The sequence below is a fragment of the Erwinia wuhanensis genome (genome assembly GCF_030484085.1).
GTDB lineage: Bacteria > Pseudomonadota > Gammaproteobacteria > Enterobacterales > Enterobacteriaceae > Erwinia > Erwinia aeris.
On record NZ_JAUJUH010000001.1, the window covers coordinates 307462 to 325476 of the forward strand.

The following is an 18015-nucleotide window of genomic DNA, read 5'->3' on the forward strand; positions in this document are numbered from 1 at the left end:
AAATTAAAGCTTATTAAGCACAAAAGGCCACTGTTCTAACAAAGTTTGAGGAAGTTTTTTTTCTTTATCAAGGATTTCCTCTTTTAATTTCCTACAACTTTCATCATCAATATGTCCTAATAATAAATGGACAGGCTCGCCCTTCTCTGACTGTCCTGTTTTCAGTTTTGTGATTTTCCAGCCTGATTGTTCAATGATTTGCATCATAGCATGACTGGCTACAGCAATGATGCCTTCATATTGGTGTTTCCGTGCAAAATTAATTAGCGATAAAAAAAGAATTTTAGTGACGGGGAAGTTATATTCTAATAGATTTCTGGTGCGCATTTTATCCACAAAAAAGCGTGTTGATTCAATATACTTTCCTTCCGGTATTTCGATATCTTTGAAAAAGCTAAAGAATGTTTTTTCAAGCATATTAGCATTACTCATAGGGATTATTCTTGTTCCGCATATTATTTCTTGATCGACAACACCAAGAATATAGTTTGTTTGTACATCATCAAACTGATCGTTTTCCATTCCATTTATACATGTCACAGCCCATCCAAGTCTGTCATAAAAAGTGCTTTTCCTTAGGGTATACAAATCAATTTTTGCCCTCGAAGAAAGATCTACATAGTTAATGCTATAAATATTAAACATAATGCTACCCGTATAAATTTTGAGTTTATATGCGGCAACACAATTTGATTTCCTGAGATGACGCCGAGACCTGAAAATGATAATGGTAATTATCATTTTTGCGAGTGATTTATGATGTAGAAAAAAAGATTTCATTCTTACAATAAGTTGCAGGACGAAGTGCAGATATTTTTCTGCATGGCAGGGGAGTTTAACGGTCATCAAAAGGATTGAGATTTAAAAATTTTTGAATTGATAACCGTAAGATTTTACGGAGATGGATTTTCTTTTAAGAAAAACTAAAGTATTAAACGTGGCTAATAAAAACACCTAAAAAATAACAAGCCGGTTACTAACCGGCTTACTAAATTACTTCAGCACGGCCAGCGCGGCGTCATAATCCGGCTCGGTGGCGATTTCATCGACCAGCTGGCTATGCAGCACCTTATCCTGCTCGTCCAGCACGACGACGGCACGCGCCGTCAGTCCTCTTAGCGCGCCGTCGTTAAGCGCCACGCCATACTCTTCTTTAAACGTCTCACCACGCAGGGTGGAAAGCGTAACCACGTTATTCAGGCCTTCCGCGCCGCAAAAACGCGACTGGGCAAATGGCAGATCGGAAGAAATGCACAGCACTACCGTGTTTTCTACCTTTCCGGCAAGCTCATTAAATTTACGCACCGAGGCGGCGCAAACGCCGGTATCCACGCTCGGGAAAATATTCAGCACCTTGCGCTTGCCCGCATAGTGCGAGAGCGAAACATCAGAAAAATCTTTAGCTACCAGCGTAAATGGTTTCGCGGTCTGGCCCGGCGTCGGCAGCTCGCCTGCCACGGCGACCGGATTGCCCTGAAAATGTACGGTCTGAGTCATAACTTTTCCTTATTAACGCGGTAAACGAATGTCTGAGTGTAAGCTATGGGGCTAAACTCCAACAGCGCTAAACACAACATTTCCCGCTTTATTGTCAAAATCCCCGTGGAATGGCTATGGTGTGGAAAGAATCATTGCTCTGCCAAAAGGAACCTTTAATGAGAAGTGTCAAAGTCTGGCCGGAAACCTGGCCGTTGCGCGCGCCTTTTGTTATCGCACGCGGCGGCCGCAACGAAGCGGACGTGCTGGTGGTGGAACTGGAGGAAGAGGGGATCGTCGGCACCGGCGAAGCCACGCCCTATGCGCGCTATGGTGAAACGGCGGCTTCAGTGCAGGCGCAAATCACGGCGCTGACCAAAGATCTGGAGCAGGGCATGACGCGTGAGCAGCTACAGCAGGCGTTACCCGCTGGCGCGGCGCGTAATGCTATCGACTCCGCGCTGTGGGATCTGGAAACCCGCAGGGCAAACAGCGATCTGTGGCGGATGACTCATGTTGTGCGTCCCGATGTGGTGGAAATGGCTCAGACCATCAGTATCGACTCGCCGGAAGTCATGGCCAGCGGCGCGCTGGCGCTGTGGCAGAACGGCGCGAAGGTGTTGAAAATCAAAATGGACAACGCGCTGATCACGGAAAGGCTGGTGGCTATCCGCACCGCCGTGCCGGACGCCACGCTGATCGTCGATGCCAATGAGTCCTGGCACAGCGAAGGCCTGGCGGCGCGCTGTCAGCTGCTGGCGGATCTGGGCGTGGTGATGCTTGAGCAGCCCTTACCGGCGGCGGACGATGCGCTGCTGGCCAACTTTATCCATCCGCTGCCGATCTGCGCCGATGAAAGCTGCCACACCCGCGAAAGCCTGCCTCAGCTGGCGGGACGTTATGAAATGATTAACATCAAGCTGGATAAAACGGGCGGGCTGACCGAGGCGCTGGCGCTGGCCGCCGCCGCCAAAACGGCCGGGCTGGAGGTGATGCTGGGCTGTATGCTTTGCACCTCCAGAGCCATTCGCGCCGCGCTGCCGCTGGCCAGCACGGCCCGTTTTGTCGATCTGGACGGGCCTACCTGGCTGGCGCAGGACGTGACCGCCTTGCCGTTCCGCTGCGGCAGAATCGCGCTTTCAGAAAGTCTTACTCAGTAGCTCGACCAGCGCGGTCAGATATTTTTCGCTGGCCTCGTCTGCCGAAACGGGCGGCAGCTCGGCGGTGATCACCGGCAGCCCCAAATCGGCGCACCAGCTGCCGAACGAGCCTGGCGTGGCGTAGCCGACAGACGTGACCAGCGGCAGCCCCATCTTTTCGGTCAGCCAGCGGCCCGCCTCGCTGTCGAGCGGATCCTCAATACAGGCCAGCGGCTCATGAAAGCTCACCACCCACGCCGGTTTGAGCTGATGGATCAGCGCACACAGCGCCTGCGCTTCCGGTTCTGATCCGGCGCTTTCCCCTGTGGAAAGCGTCACGTCTCGTTCATTCGCCGCGCTGTTCCAGCGATAAACTGTCTCGCCCGGCTGCCAGTTAGCCGCAGGAAAGTTACGGTTCAAATCCACGCCGCGCGCGTTTGCCCGTAGGCCAAGCTGGCAGCCGTCGGGATTAACCGCCAGCACCACGTGATGGCGACGATGCCTTTCGTGCAGCGTGCGCATGGCGCAGGAAAGGGTGATCACCGCCGCCGTTTCGTCGCCGTGTGTCCCGGCCAGGATCAGCCCGCTGGCATCATCCGCATTCGGTGCGGGAAACCAGAGCAGGGGGGCGCCCAGCACGCTGCTGCCATAGCGCAGGCGATCGGCCTCCAGCTTGCCGCGCCGGGGCCGTGGATGATTCTGAGGCATAGTGACTCCAGAGGATTTGTCTAAAAGCTTTTTATAGCAGACTCGGCGTACTCAAAGGAGGATGTTTTCCGTGTTGTGAACTGACGAGCCGGAAAATGCTGTAATTATCACAATCAGTTGCGCTAAAGTTCCCTCTAAATTCCGTTGCCCTGACTGAGGTATCCTGATGAGGAACGCTTTTCGTTTTACGCTGACGCTGCTGGCCCTGAGCGTCAGCGCTTCTCTCTGCGCCGCAGAGGTGCCGGCCGGCACCGAACTGGCCGCCCGCCAGGAAATTGTTCGGCATATCAAAGACGAACCCGCCTCGCTCGATCCCGCTAAGGCGGTAGGGCTGCCGGAAATCCAGGTTATCCGCGATCTCTTTGAAGGATTGACCAATCAAAACGCGCAGGGCGAAAGCGTGCCGGGCGTGGCGATCCAGTGGCAAACTACCGACAATAAAACCTGGATTTTCACGCTGCGTAAGGATGCCCGCTGGTCGAATGGCGATCCCGTGACCGCCAGCGATTTTGTTTACAGCTGGCGGCGGCTGGTCGACCCGAAAACCGCCTCCACCTTCGCCTGGTTTGCCGATCTGGCCGGGATCGCTAACGCTGCCGCTATCACTAAAGGCGAGATGACGCCCGATAAGCTGGGGGTTAGCACGCTGGACGACCATCGGCTGAAAGTGACGCTGGACAAGCCCGTGCCTTACTTCGTCAGCCTGACCGCTAACTTTAGCCTCTATCCGGTGCCGCAAAAAGTAGTGGAGCAGCAGGGCTCTGCCTGGACGCAGCCCGACAGGCTGACAGGCAACGGCGCCTATAAATTGCAGGAAAGGGTGGTAAATGAAAAGCTGGTGCTGGTGCGCAACGATCGCTATTGGGATAACGCGCATAGCGTCATTAATAAAGTGACTTTCGTGCCCATCAACGAGGAGTCAAGCGCGACCAAACGCTATCGCGCGGGCGATATCGATATTACCGAATCTTTTCCTAAAAACATGTATGGCCTGCTGAAAAAACAGATCCCTGACGAGGTGTATACGCCGGATCAGCTGGGCACTTATTACTACGCTTTTAACACGCAGAAAGGGCCGACGGCGGATGTGCGCGTGCGCAAAGCGCTTTCGTGGAGTATCGATCGCCGTATTATTGCGGAAAAAGTGCTGGGCACCGGCGAGAAACCCGCCTGGCATTTTACGCCGGACGTTACCAACGGCTTTAAGCCGCAGCCGGGCTTCCTGCAGCAGCATTCTCAGGCAGAGCTGGACGCTCAGGCTAAAACGCTGCTGGCGGCGGCGGGCTATGGGCCGACGCACCCGCTCAGCCTGACGCTGCTGTATAACAGCTCTGAAAACAATCAGAAGGTCGCCATCGCCGTCGCGTCTATGTGGAAGAAAAACCTGGGCGTTAACGTGAAGCTACAGAATCAGGAGTGGAAAACCTATATCGACAGCCGCAATAGCGGCAGTTTCGATGTGATCCGCGCTTCCTGGGTAGGCGACTATAATGAGCCTTCCTCTTTCCTGAGTCTGCTGACCGCCAGCCACAGCGGCAATATTTCGCGCTTTAAAGATACGGCCTATGACGACTTGCTGACCAAAGCGAGCCGGGAAACCAATGCCGGGATCCGTAATGAGAATTACAATCGGGCGGAACAAATCCTCGCGGATCGGGTGCCCATCGCGCCTCTTTATCAACTCTCTAACGGCCGCCTGATCAAGCCCTGGGTCAAAGGTTATCCGATAACGAATCCGGAGGATGTGGCGTACAGCCGGATGCTTTATATCGTTAAGCATAACTAAGTACGCGCCGGAGCAGCTGTCGCTCCGGCCATAGCAGGCGGCCTCTTCGCTAACGCTCAATAAACCAGCTAATCGTGCAGGTGCTTTACGCATCGTTATCGGATTGACGAGAGATAATAACGGACAGTGACTCCCCGTTATCAGGTGCTTTATGACTAAAATCGTTACGCTGCTTTCTTTACTAGTGCTGCTATCCGGCTGCGCGTTGAAACACTATCCTTCTTCACCCTCGGTGAGTGAAGTACAAAAAACGACTCTGGACTGCCCGACAGTGCAAAAGGAAATTGCCAGCCAGCAGCAGGTACAGCAGCAGATTGATAAAACCGGCGAGTTCAGCGGGCTTACCGTACTGGGTTTTATCGGTGACTTCGGCATTGGCAACGGCGTGGCGAAAAGCCTGGCGCAGAAACATGCTGACCAGCGGATGATCCAGTTGAAACAACTGGAAAAAACCAAATGTTCCGCCACGCTGCCGGGCTGAAAAACGCGATTTACGAGAGATCTCACAGTTTCATCACGCAGCGCTTGAGCTACACCCGCAATGATCTATGGTAGCGGCTGGATTGCTACTGCTTCGCTGCAGGCAAAACCTGACATCGGCGCGATCCGACCGTCAGGTTTTTTTATTTGTGGGTAACTAAATGGATATTATCAAAGTACTCAATAACAACGTGGCGATAGTGCTGGATAAACAGGGCAAAGAGCAGGTCGTGATGGGGCGCGGGCTGGCCTTTCAGAAACGACCGGGCGAGCGGCTGGATCCCACGCGGGTGGAAAAAGTCTTTGCCTTGCAAAGCAGCGAGCTGACAGGGCGGTTAGCCGAGCTGCTGACGGAAATCCCGCCAGAGGTGCTTGCCGTCAGCGAATGCATTATCGCACAGGCGAGGCAGGCGCTGACCACCGCTCTGCATGAAAGCGTGGCGATTGGTCTGACCGATCATATCCACTTCGCGCTTCAGCGCCAGCAGCAGCAAATTCCCTTGCGCAACGTACTGCGTTGGGAGATCCGCTCGCTTTACCCTAAAGAATATGAGCTTGGCCTGGCGGCGCTGACGATTATTGAGAAGCGGCTGGGCGTGCGTCTTGAAGAAGATGAAGCTGGTTTCATTGCGCTGCATCTGGTTAACGCGCAGCTGCATAGCGCGATGCCGGAGGTACACGCCATCACGCGGTTTATGCAGCAAATTTTGGATATCGTGAAATATCATCTGCAGATCGAATATCAGCCCGACTCGCTGAGCTATAACCGCTTTGTCACCCATCTTAAGTTCTTTGCCCAGCGGATGTTGGGGAAAAACGGCGTGGTCAGCGACGACCGCTCGCTGCACGACGTGGTGCGCAACCGCTACCCACAAGCCTATCGCTGCGTTGAGAAGATCGACCGCCATATCGTAAAAAATTATGCCTATACGCTGGGAACGGAAGAGCGCATGTTTCTGACCATTCATATTGAGCGGGTCAGAAAAGAGACGCTGGCCCTGGAAGAGCATGAGGATGAGGCGTAAGCTCGCAGGGCAGGCCTGACAAAGAGCAGGGCGACGAAATCTGGTATCGGGATACCGGGCCGCGGCTTATAGTAAGCATTATCAGTTATGCCTTACGTGCTATGGATTACAAGTACGGCTTACGTGATATGGATTACAGGCTACAGATTTCAAACCTTATCAGGGCTGCTTACAAATCCACTATCAGAGAACGCCGCCTGAAGTCTCCTATACCGGCAGAAAATTCATCGCGGCGTGCCGATGTTTTTAATCAGAAAGTAATAACCGTTTTTACTCCTGTTACCCAGGCGTCCTGCGTTTCCCGTAAAGCACCGGGACGGTGCCAGTATTGCACTACTGGCTGAACCTCCAGCCACGAGGTCGCACGCAGGCGATAGTAGAGCTCGGCGTTAACGGTGTGACCAGGAAGAGGGTGATAAAGCGCATCGACATCGTCGTGTGTTCCCTGTAGCTCGTTAAGGTATTGCTGGTTCCGGCGGTAATCCTTGCTTATTTCAATCCATGTAGCGCCCAGTCCCAGCCAGTCATCGGGCCGTGCATCGGCCAGGCCGTGATAGCGTAACGAAACGGCTGCGACCCGATGCAGCAGGTTACTGCGCCTATCGCTTAAACTCATACTGAATGAAGAGCTCAGCCCGCGGGTGGCATCGTCTTTGTGTCGGGTAAGCTGCTGGTTAAAGCCGCCGTACAGAAACCAGGTTCGATGATGGCTACGATAACCTTCCGCATCGTCAGCGCCGGTAGCCTGGGACTTTCCGGCATAAAAATCGGTTTGCGGCGCATTGGTAAACAGCAGGCCCAGGTTATAAATTCCGGGCAGGTTATTTATGCGAGTTTTTATTTCCAGCTCCAACGGCAGCACCACGCCTTTGCTGCCTCTGGTTGACCCGCTCCAGGCATGGCCGCGCGACTCAGCATTTGGGTTCTGCTCCATTATGCCGCTTTTTAAGGTCAGCTCATCGTTAAGTTTATATTGCAGCGTGGTTCCCCAGTAATGCACGTTCCAGTTATACCAGGTAAAAGAGTTAGCTGATTTGCCGCCGCACTGCGAAAGTAGCTGAAAGTCACAGGGGATTATTTGATCGAAATCCTGCACCTTGTTCATCATACCAATGCGCCAGTGCAGACGGCGATCGTGAAAGGTCCGGGCGAAAGTTAACCAGCCCAGACGGGTGATGGAACCCCGGCCAGAGCTTTCCTGAGCAATATCGTTAGCGCTGACCCTGGGATCCTGTAATCGTTTAAAGGTCAGGCTGTCATCGTGATTGCGATTAACAATATTGCCCTCGATTTTGGCATCGGCAATATTCGTCAGGTCTTCAAGATCCTGCCCGAACGTCAGCGAAAACTGATCGATATAGGCTGCATGACGATCGTGGTTGTAACCACCGGCAGCATTATAAGCAACCTGACTTAAATAGCCGAGGTTGAAATGGAAACCATCCGCCTCCAGAACCGGTCTTACCCCACCCATATCGCCGAGCAGCCCTGGCTTGGAAGGAACAAAGCCCAGAGCCTCTCCCTGCCAGGCTTCGCTGGCGTAAGCGGGCGGGCCTGAAACCATCAGGCCAAAAACGATTGGCGTAATGAGCGTTCTGAATTTAAAGGTGTAAGCGATCTTTCTCATCCGTTATTCCTTTAACCGATTCAGGCAGGCTATTAACGACATTGCCGGAAGGCGTTAACTGCCCTCCGGATTGAGCATGTCCGGCCTGGATTTATTCACCGCTGGCTCAGAGAGGCACCCTGGGTTTTTATAACCTCGCGATACCACCAAAAACTCTTTTTGGGCCTGCGCGCCAGCGTACCGTTTCCCTGGTCGTCGCGATCGACATAGATAAAACCGTAGCGTTTGGAAAACTCGGCTTTCGAGGCGCTCACTAAATCAATTGGCCCCCAGCTGGTATAGCCCCAGACCTCCACGCCGTCTTTAATGGCTTCACGCACCTGCACCAGATGATCGTTCAGATAAGCGATGCGATAATCGTCGTTGATTGCGCCATCCGCTTCTGCCTTATCCCTGGCGCCCAGGCCGTTCTCCACGATAAACAGCGGCTTTTGATAGCGATCGGCAAGCATATTCAGCAGCAGCCGCAGTCCCTGCGGGTCGATCTGCCATCCCCATTCAGAGGCGGGAAGATGTGGGTTCGGCACCATATCCAGCACGTTGCCACGCGCCAGGGCCGCTGTTTTATCCGCCGTGGCGCAGCCGCTCATGTAATAACTGAAGGAGATAAAATCAACGGGTTCGCGCAGATCGATGTTGTCCTGCTCGCTGATAGCTATTTCGATACCTTGCTGTTTAAAAAAGCGTGCCATATAGGGTGGGTAAGCGCCGCGCGCCTGTACATCGCCAAAGAACAGCCATTCACGATTTTTTTGTAGCGCTTCGAGCATATCTTCAGGACGGCAGGTCAGAGGATAAAGCAGGCCGCCCAGCAGCATATTGCCGATTTTGCCTTCAGGCACAATTTGATGGCAGGCTTTTACTGCCCGTGCGCTTGCCACCAGCTGATGGTGAATGGCCTGGTATATCGCCTGTCTGCTGCTGTTTTCCGGCAGGCCTACGCCGGTGAAAGGCGCATGCAGTGACATATTGATCTCATTAAAGGTGAGCCAGTATTTTACTTTGTGCCTGTAGCGCTCAAATACCGTGCGGGCATAGCGTTCAAAAAAAACAATTGTTTGACGGTTGCCCCAGCCGCCGTAATTGCTGACCAGGCCGTAGGGCATTTCGTAATGCGAAAGCGTCACCATCGGCGCAATATTATATTTAGCCATCTCGTCAAACAGGCGATCGTAAAAAGCCAGTCCGGCCTCGCAGGGTTGCTCCTCGTCGCCCTGTGGGAAAATGCGTGTCCAGGCGATGGAGATGCGTAACACCGTGAAGCCCATTTCGGCGAACAGCCGGATATCTTCCGGATAGCGATGATAAAAATCGATGGCAATATCCTTGATGTTAAAATCGCCCGGCTGGCGCGCAACGCGTTCGCCAAAAATGCCGTGCGGTTGCACATCGGAGGTCGACAGGCCTTTATCACCTTCCCGCCATGCTCCCTCAACCTGATTAGCGGCCATCGCGCCGCCCCAAAGAAAGTTTTGTGGAAATGTATGCATAATCGCTCCTTAAGCAGTTACATAATCAGCTTCAGCAACGCGCCGTTTTCCGCTACCTGTTCCCGATCGCTGGCGGGAAGCACGTCAAGATAGTCGTCGCTGTTGCTGATGATGACGGGCGTGGTCAGGTCATAGCCGGCTTCACGCAGGGCCGGAAGATCGAACTCAATGAGCAGCTCCCCACGGCGCACTGGCTGATCCTGCGCCACGTGAACGGTGAAATAGTTGCCGTTCAGCTGTACCGTATCCAGCCCGACGTGGATCAGCAGCTCCACGCCGTTTTCGGCGATCAGGCCAATCGCGTGTCCGGTGCGAAACAGCGAAGCCACGCGACCGTCCAGTGGGGAAACGACACGGCCGCAGTCGGGCACAATCCCTACGCCTTTCCCCAGCAGGCCGCTGGCAAAGGTTTCGTCGGCGATCTGTTCCAGCGGCACTACTTTGCCGCTTAGCGGGCTGGTCAGGGTAAAGGTGTGCGTCAGCTTTTCCGGGGGAGGCTCCGGCGTCGCATCGACGAGGGTTTCGGTTTCCTGCTGTGGAGCAAGACCGAAAAAGTAAGTGGCGACGGCCGCAAAAATCAGCGACAGCAGGGCGCCTGCCAGCACGGCATAAACGGTGATATCAATGCCCGTTTTAGGCACGCTCTGAAAAATCGTAAAGATGCTGGCCAGTCCAAACGAATAAACGCTGGCATGGTAAAAACCGATCAGCGCCGCGCCCAGCGCACCGCCGATACAGCCAAAAATAAAGGGACGGCGGTTAGGCAGAGTAACGCCATAAACCGCCGGCTCGGTAATGCCAAAAATGGTGGCGCTGAATGCGGAAGCGGCAATGCCTTTCAGCCTGCGATCGCGGGTTCGCAGCAGCACGCCCAGCGTCGCGCCGCTCTGGCCCATTACGGCGGCGAACAGCAGCGGCATCATAAAGTCCTGGCTATGCATGCTGAGGTTATTAATCATCAGCGGCACCAGCCCCCAGTGCAGGCCAAAAATAACCAGCACCTGCCAGAAACCGCCGAGGAAAAGCCCGGCGATCAGCGGACTCAGGGCGTAAATCCACAGATAGCCGTCAGCCAGCTGGTTACTGAGCCAGGTGGCGACCGGACCGATAACTAAAAAGCTCAGCGGTACCACCACCCCCAGACAAAGCAGCGGCGTAATAAAATTCCGGATGGCATCCGGCAGGCGCGAATTAACCATTTTCTCCAGCAGGCTGGCGACCCAGGCGGCGAGTAAAATGGGGATCACCGACGAGGCGTAATTGATAAGGATCAGAGGAACGCCGAAAAAGGAGAGCGGCGCTTCGCCGCTTTGCGCCTGATTAAAGGCTTCCAGCATTAAGGGATGCACCAGCGCAGCGCCAATCGCCATCGACGTAAAAGGGTTGCCGCCGAATTTTTTACCGGCACAGTAGCCGAGCACGAGGGGGAAAAAATAAAACAGCGCATCGCTGGCGACGAAAAGAACCCGATAGCTGCCGCTCTGCTCCTGCAGCAGCCCGATCGCCAGCGCCAGCGCCAGCAGGCCTTTCAGCACGCCGGAAGCGGCCATTACGCCAAGGAACGGGGTGAAAATGCCCGAAACGATATCGATAAAACGATTAAAGAGAGACAGTTTTACGGGCGCAGCGGCAGCCTGTTCGCCTTCACTTAAGCCGCCTTCGCTCAACAGCGCCTGATAGACGTCGCCGACATGATTGCCTATCACCACCTGATACTGACCGCCGCTCTCGACGATCGTAATAATTCCCGGATTGTTTTTTAGCGAGGCCGTATCGGCCAGCGCTACGGATTTAAGCCTGAAGCGCAGTCGGGTCGCGCAGTGTACCAGTGACGCTATGTTTTCCCGGCCGCCCACGCCTTGCAGAATTTGTTGGGCCAGCTGCTGATAGTTCATAAAACGCTCCCTGCACCTTCGCCTTAACTGAAAAAAACCAAAAAAAAACCTGAACCGCTTATTTTCGCCACGGGCATGAAAATAAGCGGTTCAGGTTTTGCCTGCGTAGACAGTGACAACCCTGATTAGCATTCAGGATAGTTTCTTAAAGGCGAACAAATAACAAGCATCGGCGATGGGTTGATGACTGAATCGTGAGGCGGATCGAGTTTTATTTGCACACTGACACGCTTTTTAACCTGTGTGCTCAGAAAGGAGGTTTTGCATTGGCATTCGCGCAGGCTAGACTGTATCGCATTGATTATGCTGCGAGGAAAGGTTGTGGAAAGCATAGCAGGCAAGGCCTTACAGGTATCGGACGCCATTATTTCCTGCCAGCTGGACGGAAAGGGCGGACTGATCCCGATTGATGATAAAGACGTAATTCACTGTGACAAGCCCTGCTGGCTGCACCTGAATTACACCCACCGGGAAAGCGCAGAATGGCTGATGTCCACGCCGCTGCTCCCGGATGCCGTGCGTGACGCCCTGGGCGGCGACAGTATGCGCCCAAGAGTCAATCGTCTGGGCGACGGAACGATGATTACGCTGCGCAGCGTCAACCTGAATACCGAATCGCGTCCCGATCAGCTGGTGGTTGTGCGGGTATTTATTAATGACCGGCTCATTGTTTCTACCCGCCAGCGTAAGGTGTTCGCTATTGATGAAGTGCTGACCGATCTGCAAAACGGCAACGGCCCGACCAACGGCGGCGGCTGGCTGGTGGACGTTTGCGACGCCTTAACCGATCACACCAGCGAGTTTATTGAGGACCTACACGATAAAATTATCGAACTGGAAGATGCGGTAGTCGATCAGCAGGTGCCGCCCAGAGGCGAGCTGGCGCTGATCCGTAAACAGCTGATTATTATGCGGCGCTATATGGCGCCTCAGCGCGACGTATTTTCGCGTATCGCCAGTGAAAGGCTGCCGTGGATGAGCGATGACGATCGACGACGCATGCAGGATATCGCCGACAGGCTGGGTCGTGGGCTGGACGACCTGGATGCCAGCGTGGCGCGCACGGCAGTCTTGTCGGATGAAATCAGCACGGTGATGGCGGAAGCGATGAACCGTCGCACCTATACCATGTCGCTGCTGGCGATGGTCTTTTTACCGACAACCTTTCTCACCGGCCTGTTTGGCGTCAACCTTGGCGGCATCCCGGGCGGCGAGTGGCGCTTCGGCTTTGCCACCTTCTGCTTTTTGTTAGTGGCGCTGGTGCTTGGCGTTGCCTGGTGGTTACGTCGCCGTAAATGGCTGTAATTTACCGCCACTCTGCCGCGATAAAGCGCAAAAAGGGGCAATAAAGCTGATCGATATCAATAAAAGGAGCAGACGGCTGGGGCAAACTCTTTCTCGCAGGTGAATGCAACGTCAAGCGATGGGCGTTGCGCTCCATATTGTCTTACTTCCTTTTTTGAATTACTGCATAGCATTTTTAATTCATACAGGCCGGCGTAAGCCGGCTTTTTTTTGCCCGTTTGCCAGCGCTGGCGGTGGTGCCTATGCTTACAGTTCACCTTATGTTCGAGGAGGAAGATATGCTGTCCGACTACGTAATGGATACACCAAGAGCTTCCGATCCGGTGCCGACCGATCCCGTACCGATTCCCGATCCTATTCCAACACCGCAGCCGATGCCCGATCCGCCGCCTGATATGCCGGATCCCATCACCGATCCGCCGCCGCATATGTAGCACGGCCAGGCCGGTTAACATCGCCGGCCTTTTTTGCAGCTGACGACCGCTTCCCGAATATTTCCACCTCTGTTAAAAACCCGTATAATCCGCGACAGTCCAACGCTCAACCAGGAAACCCGCCGCCGGTTTGTCCGCTCGGCGTAATAAGTATTTATGAATCAGACTGATACAAGAAAAGAGACGCTCGAATTCAACAAGTTGCAAAAGCGCCTCAGAAGAAACGTCGGCAACGCCATCATTGATTACAATATGATTGAAGAGAACGACGTGGTGATGGCCTGCATGAGCGGCGGTAAAGATTCCTTTGCCATGCTGGATATTTTGCTGGGTCTGCAAAAGGTTGCGCCCGTGAAGTTTGAGGTGGTTGCCGTGAATCTCGACCAGAAGCAGCCTGGTTTTCCCGAGCATATTTTGCCAGAGTACTTCGAGAGCCTGAATATCCCTTACTATATCGTGGATAAAGACACTTACTCTGTTGTAAAAGAGAAAATCCCCGAAGGCAAAACCACCTGTGGGCTTTGTTCAAGACTGCGCCGCGGCACGCTCTATTCTTTTGCAGAACGCATCGGCGCCACCAAAATCGCGCTGGGCCACCATCTTGATGATATTGTGGAAACCCTGTTTCTGAATATTTTTCACGGCGCGCGCATGAAGGCAATGCCGCCCAAGCTGCGTTCCGACGATGGCCGCAATGTGGTTATCCGGCCGCTGGCCTACTGCCGCGAAAAAGATCTGATCGCCTATGCTGAGCAGAAAGACTTCCCGATTATTCCCTGCAACCTTTGCGGATCGCAGGAAAACCTACAGCGTCAGGCGATTAAAGCAATGCTTGCCGAGTGGGATAAAAAAGAGCCGGGACGCGTGGAAAGCGTATTCAAATCGCTGCAAAACGTCAGTCCAAGCCAGCTGGCGGATCGCAATCTGTTCGATTTCGTCAATCTGCCGTTGGATCGCGAAGGCGAAAGAGAGGAGTACGCTTTTACCGAAGCGACGGTTTCCTCTACCAACATTGATAAAGCGATGTTTATCGACGTCACCAATATCTGAGTAAGCCGGGGAGGCCGCTCCCCGTCGTTAACCGTGCAGCGGAAGCCGCGCCTGCTTTTTTCAGCCGCTGCTTTTGCTGCCCGTGCATCCCTTCGTCGGCCCGGCACACAATTCCCTCCGCGGCAGTAACGTCCGCCAGCGCTTTTCTGCTACACTCAGCGGCAATTTCCCCTCCGGTTTTTCAGAGAGTAATTTGTGAGCGCTTTTTCAACCCTGACTTCCCTGCCAGCCAGCCAGATCGCCAATCTGAACGAGCTGGGCTACCACACCATGACCCCCATTCAGGCCGCATCGTTACCGGCGATCCTGGAAGGTCGCGACGTCCGCGCGCAGGCAAAAACGGGCAGCGGCAAAACGGCCGCTTTCGGCCTCGGCGTGATGCAGCGCATCGACGCCACGCAGTTTGTTACCCAATCGCTGGTGCTTTGCCCGACGCGCGAGCTGGCCGATCAGGTCACCAAAGAGCTGCGTCGCCTGGCGCGTTTTACCGCCAATATCAAAATTCTGACCCTGTGCGGCGGCCAGCCGATGGGCGCCCAGCGTGATTCGCTGGTGCATGCGCCGCATATCGTCGTCGGCACGCCGGGGCGTATTCTGGATCATCTGAAGCGTGAAACCTTGCAGCTGGGCCAGCTAAGTACGCTGGTGCTGGACGAAGCCGACCGCATGTTAGAGATGGGCTTCCGCGATGATATCGACGCCATTATCAGCTACACGCCGCCCGCGCGTCAGACGCTGCTGTTCTCCGCGACCTGGCCGCAGGATATCGCAAAGATTAGCCAGCGTGTTCAGCGCGATCCGCTGAGCGTGGAAACAGATGTGGTCAGCGATTTGCCAGCGGTTGAGCAAACTTTTTATGAAGCCGGCTCGCGAGAGAAACTGCCGGCGTTAATCGGCCTGCTTAGCGATAAGCAGCCGTCTTCCTGCGTGGTGTTCTGCAACACCCGACGCGAATGCGACGATATCGCCGCCGCGCTGGAAGGGCAGCAAATCAGCGCGCTGGCGCTGCATGGCGATTTGGAACAGCGCGACCGCGACCAGGTGCTGATCCGTTTTGCCAACGGCAGCTGTCGCGTGCTGGTGGCTACGGATGTCGCCGCGCGCGGACTGGATATTAAAGCGCTGGCAATGGTGGTCAACTATCAGCTTTCGTACGATCCGGAAGTGCACGTGCACCGCATTGGCCGTACGGCCCGCGCGGGTGCGGAAGGGTTGGCGATCAGTCTGGTTGCGCCGGACGAGATGATCCGCGCCCACGCGCTGGAAGACTTTTTACAGCAGAAGCTGAGCTGGCGCAGCGTGTCGGAGCTGAAAAGCGTGGCGCCTCGTCCGCTACCGGCGGAAATGGCGACGCTGAGCCTGGACGGCGGGCGTAAGGCAAAAATCCGCCCTGGCGATATTCTGGGCGCGTTAACCGGTGAGTCAGGGCTGAGCGGCGACGCTATCGGTAAAATCGATATTGGCCCAACGCAGGCGTATGTCGCTATCCGTCAGAGCAGCGCGCGCCAGGTGATGAAGCAATTGCAGCAGGTGAAAATCAAAGGGAAAACCTGCCGCGCCCGACTTTTGAAGTAGCGGCGCCGGCAGGCCCGGAACACCCTGAACAGGGTGTTCTTGCTTCAGAACTTCAGCACTTCCGGCGGCTGCGCCACCAGAGGTTCGGCATCGGCCATCAGCGTTTTAAAGTGCGGCTGATTGCCATGCGTCTCTACGGCCTGCGCGTCCTGCCAGGTTTCGTGAAAAAGGAACACGTTGCCGTCTTCTACGCTGCGGTACAGGTCATAATGAATACAGCCTTCTTCCGCGCGTGCCGGCTTAACGCCCGCGTTTAGCACTTTCTTCAGTTCGTCTGCTTTACCTGCTCTGGCGGTAAACTTCGCCACGATACGCACATGTTTGTCGCTCATTTTATTCTCCTTAGATAAAACCCGGTGTAAGGCCGTTTCCGTTCGACAGGATTAGCCGCCGAAGAGAGAAAGCTATCATGCCATAAATTGCTTAAGCCTTCAGGTCGTTACGCTATTTATTCAGCCAGGCTTTAGTTTCAACGCACGTAATGCCAACAGCTAAAAGTCGATGAAGGTGACAACGTCACGCTCATACTCAGCTTCAGGCGGGAGCCAGGCTCATCCTGGTGACACTGTCACTACTGTCTGCGTTGATGACCTTATTGGTAAAATCAGACCAGCGGCTATTGCCATTCATTATTTTTAATTTAGTAAATATTCGTGACTGCGCTCGACCCTGACGGCATCCTGACATATGCTGACCCACGCCCAAGTCCTTCTTCCGGAGTTTTCTGATGAGAGCAGCGATATTTCTGCTTGCTGGTTGCGTCTTGCTTACCGGCTGTAGCCACGATAACGAGCCGCCGCAGCAGGCTACCAGCGCCCACGTGCCGCCTAAAGTTGTGATGTCCGACCTGGCCGCCAGCGCCTGTTCAGACGCCGGGGGAACGCTGGCGCTTTCGCGCCAGCTGGATGGAAGTGCTGTAGGCATGTGCCAGCTGGCCAACGGGCGTCGCTGCGGCGAAAGCGCGCTGGCCAGCGGCAGCTGCGCCCGCTAAAAAGCGGCGTTAGCCCGTCAGCTCGTTATCGCAGAGTTCGCCTTTTTCAAGCTGTTGCAGATTTTGCAAGGTGGTCGCGGCGATGCTGGTCAGGGCTTCTGCCGTCAGGAAAGCCTGATGGCCGGTGAACAGAACATTATGGCAGGCGGACAGGCGACGGAAGATATCGTCCTGAATAACGTCATTAGATTTATCTTCGAAAAAGAGATCGCGTTCGTTTTCGTAAACGTCCATACCCAGCGAGCCGATCTTCTGCATTTTTAGCGCGTCAATCGCCGCCTGAGAATCAATCAGGCCGCCACGGCTGGTATTAATAATCATCACGCCATCTTTCATCTGCTGGAAAGCCGCCATATTCAGCAGATGATTATTCTCGGGCGTTAGCGGACAGTGGAGCGAAATCACATCCGATTCCCTGAACAGCGTTTTGATATCGACGTAGGTGGCACCCAGTTCCAGCGCCTGGGGATTGGGATAAGGATCGAAAGCCAGCAGCCGCATACCAAATCCTTTCAGGATACGCAGCGTGGCAAGGCCGATTTTGCCCGTACCGATAATACCGGCGGTACGACCGTGCATATTGAAGCCGATCAGGCCTTCCAGCGAGAAGTTGGCGTCGCGGGTTCGCTGATAAGCCCGGTGAATACGGCGGTTCAGCGTCATCATCATACCAACGGCGTGTTCCGCTACGGCTTCAGGCGAGTAGGCCGGCACGCGTACCACTTTCAATCCCAACGCTTTTGCCGCGTCCAGATCGACGTTATTAAATCCGGCACAGCGCAGCGCGATATATTTGACGCCCAGCGACGCCAGTTCCTCCAGCACCTCGCGGCCGCCATCGTCGTTGACGAAAATGCAGACGCCATCGCAGCCGGCCGCCGTCTTCGCGGTGCGCGAGGTCAGCAGGAAATCAAAATATTCCAGCTCAAATCCATAGCTTTCGTTAACCTGCTCAAGGTATTTCCGGTCGTACTGTTTGGTACTGTATACCGCAAGTTTCATGCATGATCTCCTGTATCCGTCAGACAGCTCTC

17 protein-coding genes are annotated in these 18015 nt (G+C 54.5%); 9 read left to right on the forward strand and 8 right to left on the reverse strand.

Translation table 11 applies throughout. The features are described 5' to 3' along the window. Positions 1-3: 3 nt before the first annotated feature. Both QZH36_RS01450 and tpx read right to left on the reverse strand, forming a co-directional pair. On the reverse strand, positions 4-645 hold the full coding sequence (locus tag QZH36_RS01450; RefSeq protein WP_253453913.1) for an acyl-homoserine-lactone synthase: 642 nt from the start codon (positions 643-645) through the stop codon (positions 4-6). A 348-nt stretch (positions 646-993) separates the two neighbouring features. After that, a complete protein-coding gene (gene tpx, locus QZH36_RS01455; protein ID WP_253453915.1) occupies positions 994-1497 on the reverse strand; it encodes a thiol peroxidase in 504 nt (167 codons plus the stop codon). A 158-nt stretch (positions 1498-1655) separates the two neighbouring features. On the opposite strand from tpx, the gene ycjG reads away from it, so the two are divergent. Beyond that, positions 1656-2636, forward strand: a complete 981-nt coding sequence (gene ycjG, locus QZH36_RS01460) for an L-Ala-D/L-Glu epimerase (RefSeq protein WP_301729490.1) — start codon at positions 1656-1658, stop codon at positions 2634-2636. On the opposite strand, the gene mpaA is transcribed toward ycjG, so the two are convergent. Then, complete coding sequence (gene mpaA, locus QZH36_RS01465; RefSeq protein ID WP_301729491.1) at positions 2616-3323, reverse strand: murein tripeptide amidase MpaA; 708 nt, start codon at positions 3321-3323, stop codon at positions 2616-2618. The two genes, ycjG and mpaA, sit on opposite strands and share 21 nt — an antisense overlap. 166 nt (positions 3324-3489) lie before the next feature. Between mpaA and QZH36_RS01470 the strand changes: the two genes are divergently transcribed. From QZH36_RS01470 to licT, 3 genes are all read left to right on the forward strand, one after another. Beyond that, a complete protein-coding gene (locus tag QZH36_RS01470; RefSeq protein WP_301729492.1) occupies positions 3490-5109 on the forward strand; it encodes a peptide ABC transporter substrate-binding protein in 1620 nt (539 codons plus the stop codon). A 151-nt stretch (positions 5110-5260) separates the two neighbouring features. Continuing rightward, positions 5261-5590 carry a hypothetical protein gene (locus tag QZH36_RS01475; protein WP_301729493.1) on the forward strand — a complete coding sequence of 110 codons (330 nt, stop codon included), beginning with the start codon at positions 5261-5263 and terminating at the stop codon, positions 5588-5590. Positions 5591-5750: 160 nt separating this feature from the next. Beyond that, positions 5751-6614: a BglG family transcription antiterminator LicT gene (licT, locus tag QZH36_RS01480; RefSeq protein WP_301251672.1), complete on the forward strand. Its 864-nt coding sequence runs from the start codon at positions 5751-5753 to the stop codon at positions 6612-6614. A 250-nt stretch (positions 6615-6864) separates the two neighbouring features. Here licT and QZH36_RS01485 read toward each other — a convergent pair whose 3' ends face one another. The 3 genes from QZH36_RS01485 to bglF form a co-directional block, all read right to left on the reverse strand. Beyond that, a complete protein-coding gene (locus QZH36_RS01485) occupies positions 6865-8178 on the reverse strand; it encodes a carbohydrate porin (RefSeq protein WP_301729720.1) in 1314 nt (437 codons plus the stop codon). Positions 8179-8336: 158 nt separating this feature from the next. Then, positions 8337-9731, reverse strand: a complete 1395-nt coding sequence (gene ascB / locus QZH36_RS01490; protein ID WP_301729494.1) for a 6-phospho-beta-glucosidase — start codon at positions 9729-9731, stop codon at positions 8337-8339. 17 nt (positions 9732-9748) lie between these two features. After that, positions 9749-11626, reverse strand: coding sequence for a PTS beta-glucoside transporter subunit IIABC (bglF, locus tag QZH36_RS01495; RefSeq protein WP_253453927.1), 1878 nt, complete (start codon positions 11624-11626; stop codon positions 9749-9751). A 321-nt stretch (positions 11627-11947) separates the two neighbouring features. Here bglF and zntB point away from each other — a divergent pair, with 321 nt between their 5' ends. The 4 genes from zntB (at position 11948) to dbpA (ending at position 15990) form a co-directional block, all read left to right on the forward strand. Next, positions 11948-12931: a zinc transporter ZntB gene (gene zntB / locus QZH36_RS01500; protein ID WP_253453929.1), complete on the forward strand. Its 984-nt coding sequence runs from the start codon at positions 11948-11950 to the stop codon at positions 12929-12931. Between the two features lie 242 nt (positions 12932-13173). Beyond that, positions 13174-13365 (forward strand): proline-rich small protein YnaL, encoded by a 192-nt coding sequence (gene ynaL / locus QZH36_RS01505; protein ID WP_301251677.1) that lies wholly within the window; start codon positions 13174-13176, stop codon positions 13363-13365. Between the two features lie 156 nt (positions 13366-13521). Then, positions 13522-14415, forward strand: coding sequence for a tRNA 2-thiocytidine(32) synthetase TtcA (gene ttcA, locus QZH36_RS01510; RefSeq protein WP_253453932.1), 894 nt, complete (start codon positions 13522-13524; stop codon positions 14413-14415). A gap of 195 nt (positions 14416-14610) precedes the next feature. Continuing rightward, positions 14611-15990, forward strand: a complete 1380-nt coding sequence (dbpA, locus tag QZH36_RS01515) for an ATP-dependent RNA helicase DbpA (protein WP_301729495.1) — start codon at positions 14611-14613, stop codon at positions 15988-15990. Between the two features lie 44 nt (positions 15991-16034). Here the strand turns inward: dbpA and QZH36_RS01520 are convergent, their stop codons facing one another. Further along, a complete protein-coding gene (locus tag QZH36_RS01520) occupies positions 16035-16322 on the reverse strand; it encodes a putative quinol monooxygenase (RefSeq protein WP_253453937.1) in 288 nt (95 codons plus the stop codon). A gap of 395 nt (positions 16323-16717) precedes the next feature. On the opposite strand from QZH36_RS01520, the gene QZH36_RS01525 reads away from it, so the two are divergent. Beyond that, positions 16718-16981, forward strand: coding sequence for a putative hemolysin (locus QZH36_RS01525; RefSeq protein ID WP_125287660.1), 264 nt, complete (start codon positions 16718-16720; stop codon positions 16979-16981). A 9-nt stretch (positions 16982-16990) separates the two neighbouring features. Here QZH36_RS01525 and QZH36_RS01530 read toward each other — a convergent pair whose 3' ends face one another. After that, a complete protein-coding gene (locus QZH36_RS01530) occupies positions 16991-17983 on the reverse strand; it encodes a 2-hydroxyacid dehydrogenase (protein WP_301729496.1) in 993 nt (330 codons plus the stop codon). Positions 17984-18015 lie beyond the last annotated feature (32 nt).